At 65.5% G+C, this 1,986-nt stretch carries 3 protein-coding genes; 2 read left to right on the forward strand and 1 reads right to left on the reverse strand.

The genetic code is table 11. The features are described from left to right. Nucleotides 1-341 precede the first annotated feature (341 nt). On the reverse strand, nt 342-893 hold the full coding sequence (locus VLR48_RS16980; protein ID WP_325292926.1) for a pyridoxamine 5'-phosphate oxidase family protein: 552 nt from the start codon (nt 891-893) through the stop codon (nt 342-344). 118 nt (nt 894-1,011) lie between these two features. Between VLR48_RS16980 and VLR48_RS16985 the strand changes: the two genes are divergently transcribed. Together VLR48_RS16985 and VLR48_RS16990 are read left to right on the forward strand one after the other, a co-directional pair. Further along, nucleotides 1,012-1,320 (forward strand): monooxygenase, encoded by a 309-nt coding sequence (locus tag VLR48_RS16985; protein WP_325292927.1) that lies wholly within the window; start codon nt 1,012-1,014, stop codon nt 1,318-1,320. A 91-nt stretch (nt 1,321-1,411) separates the two neighbouring features. Continuing rightward, the coding region (locus tag VLR48_RS16990; RefSeq protein ID WP_325292928.1) for an NAD(P)/FAD-dependent oxidoreductase at nt 1,412-1,986 on the forward strand (575 nt) is incomplete at its 3' end.

Here is a 1,986-nt window from a genome sequence, read left to right on the forward strand (position 1 = left end):
GGCGTGGCTGCGGGATGATTCCAGACGCGCTCGAGATCGCCGCCCAAGGCGAGGAGGCGCTCGCGCTCGCCCTCGGAGAGTTGAACCGGTGGCGCTGTATCCTCCGACGCCAGCACGCGCTCCAGGCGTGCCACCTCCGCAGCGCACGCTCAGCCCGATCGGGCTCCTCGAGCGCCATGCTCGCGTTGCCGTTCTCCAGGCTGTCGATCACGGCCTCGTGATCCGCACGGGTGAGGCGGATGCCGGCCCTGGCGCGCTCCAACGCAACGAGCAGGGCAGGGAGGTGGGCGCGGTTGCGCCGGCGGATTTCATCCAAAAGGGATTCGCGATCCATGAGCTCGCTACCGTTCCCTGTCGAGGATCCGGGTCGGGGTGCCGTCGATACTCAACTGGTTCTTCTGCTCCCAGTAGTCGCGCACGCCTTCCTCTCCCTTCTTCACCGCCCAGTCGACGAGCTGCTCGCGATCGCCGCCATACGCGAAGTAGGGCACGCCCATCCCGCAGGAGGTCTGCACCAAGTCCACGGCGAGGTCGAAGATCTGACGCGCCCCGGGGAACGGCTTGAACAACGACAGAAGATCGGCCCAGCCGGGATCACCCGGGTGGACTACACGCGCCGCCCCGTAGACCCGCAGGATCATCGGCGGATCCTCGAAGGCGCAGAACATCAGCGTCATCCGCGGATCTTGCTGCACGTGGGCAGAGGTCTCGTTGCCGCTGCCGGTCAGGTTCAGCCACAGGACACGACGCTCATCGACGACCCGCAGGGCATCCATCCCCTTCGGAGAAAGGTTGACGCGACTGTCCTCGGTGGCCGTGGCGACGAAGAAGATCTTCTGCTCGGCGATGAAGCGGATGTGCTGCTCGGAGAGCGCATCGAATTTCAGGCCCATTGTCATGCTCTCCCATGCGAACCACGTGGATGTGTCGTCGGTCGGAGCCTCCGCTGGCAGACCGCCGTTGCAGTAGACTCCAATGCCTTACACTCCAACGCACCAACGAGAGGTCCCGATGCCCATCCTCCTACAGATCGACTTCCCCTTCCAAGGCCCTTGGGGCGCCGAGATGAGCGCCGCCATGCAGGGCCTCGCCCGATCCATCGCCCAAGAGCCCGGCCTGCTCTGGAAGATCTGGACCGAGAACCCCGAAACGAGCGAGGCCGGCGGCATTTATCTCTTCGCCGACAGGCCCAGTGCCGAAGCCTATCTGGCGATGCACACCGAGCGACTCGTCGGCTTCGGTGTGCCGCACGTCAACGCCAAGTTATTCGAGGTGAATCGGGAGCTCTCGGCGATCGACCGAGCACCGCTCGGCACTTGAAGGACAAGGATCCGGAAGGTGAAAACCATCGGGCAAGCCTACCGCAAGATCCAACGGACGACTTCGAGGATCTCGCGGACCATGGGGTGACATGATGGTCAAGGCAGAGCGAATCGCAGTCATCGGCTCCGGTATGGCCGGGCTCGCCTGTGCGCGGCGCCTGACGGATGCCGGATATGCGCCGATCGTGTTCGACAAAGGCCGAGGGATCGGTGGACGGCTGGCCACCCGGCGGGCGCCGGAGGGTCGGCAGTTCGATCACGGTGCGCAATACATCACCGCGACAACGCCGCGTTTCACGACGCTGTTGAACGAGGCAGAGACCGCCGGGGCCGCCGCACTCTGGGACGACGGGTCGGACCGCCCGCATGTCGTCGGCACACCGGGCATGACCGGGCTGGCGAAGTATCTGGCACGTGGCATCGATATCCGCCAGGGTGTGGAGGTCGTCGCGCTGCACGAGACGAAACATGGCTGGAGGGTGACCCTTGCCGACGGCGCGGAGCTGTTCGACCGCGTTGTCCTCATGGTGCCCGCCCCTCAGGTCTCGAACCTGATCGGTCCCGAGCATCCGATGTCCCGCGAGGTTGGCGGCGTGCGCCTTGATCCCTGCCTCACGCTGATGGCCGCCTTCGATCCGGATGCACCGCGGCCTTTCGTCACCCG

It is taken from the genome of Thiocapsa sp. (assembly GCF_035467215.1).
Taxonomy (GTDB): Bacteria; Pseudomonadota; Gammaproteobacteria; order Chromatiales; family Chromatiaceae; genus Thiocapsa.

Excerpts from the sequence above, each read along its gene's own strand:
- VLR48_RS16980 (WP_325292926.1), bottom strand. The coding sequence starts at position 893 with ATGGGCCTGAAATTCGATGCGCTCTCCGAGCAGCACATCCGCTTCATC.
- VLR48_RS16985 (WP_325292927.1), top strand. The coding sequence starts at position 1,012 with ATGCCCATCCTCCTACAGATCGACTTCCCCTTCCAAGGCCCTTGGGGC.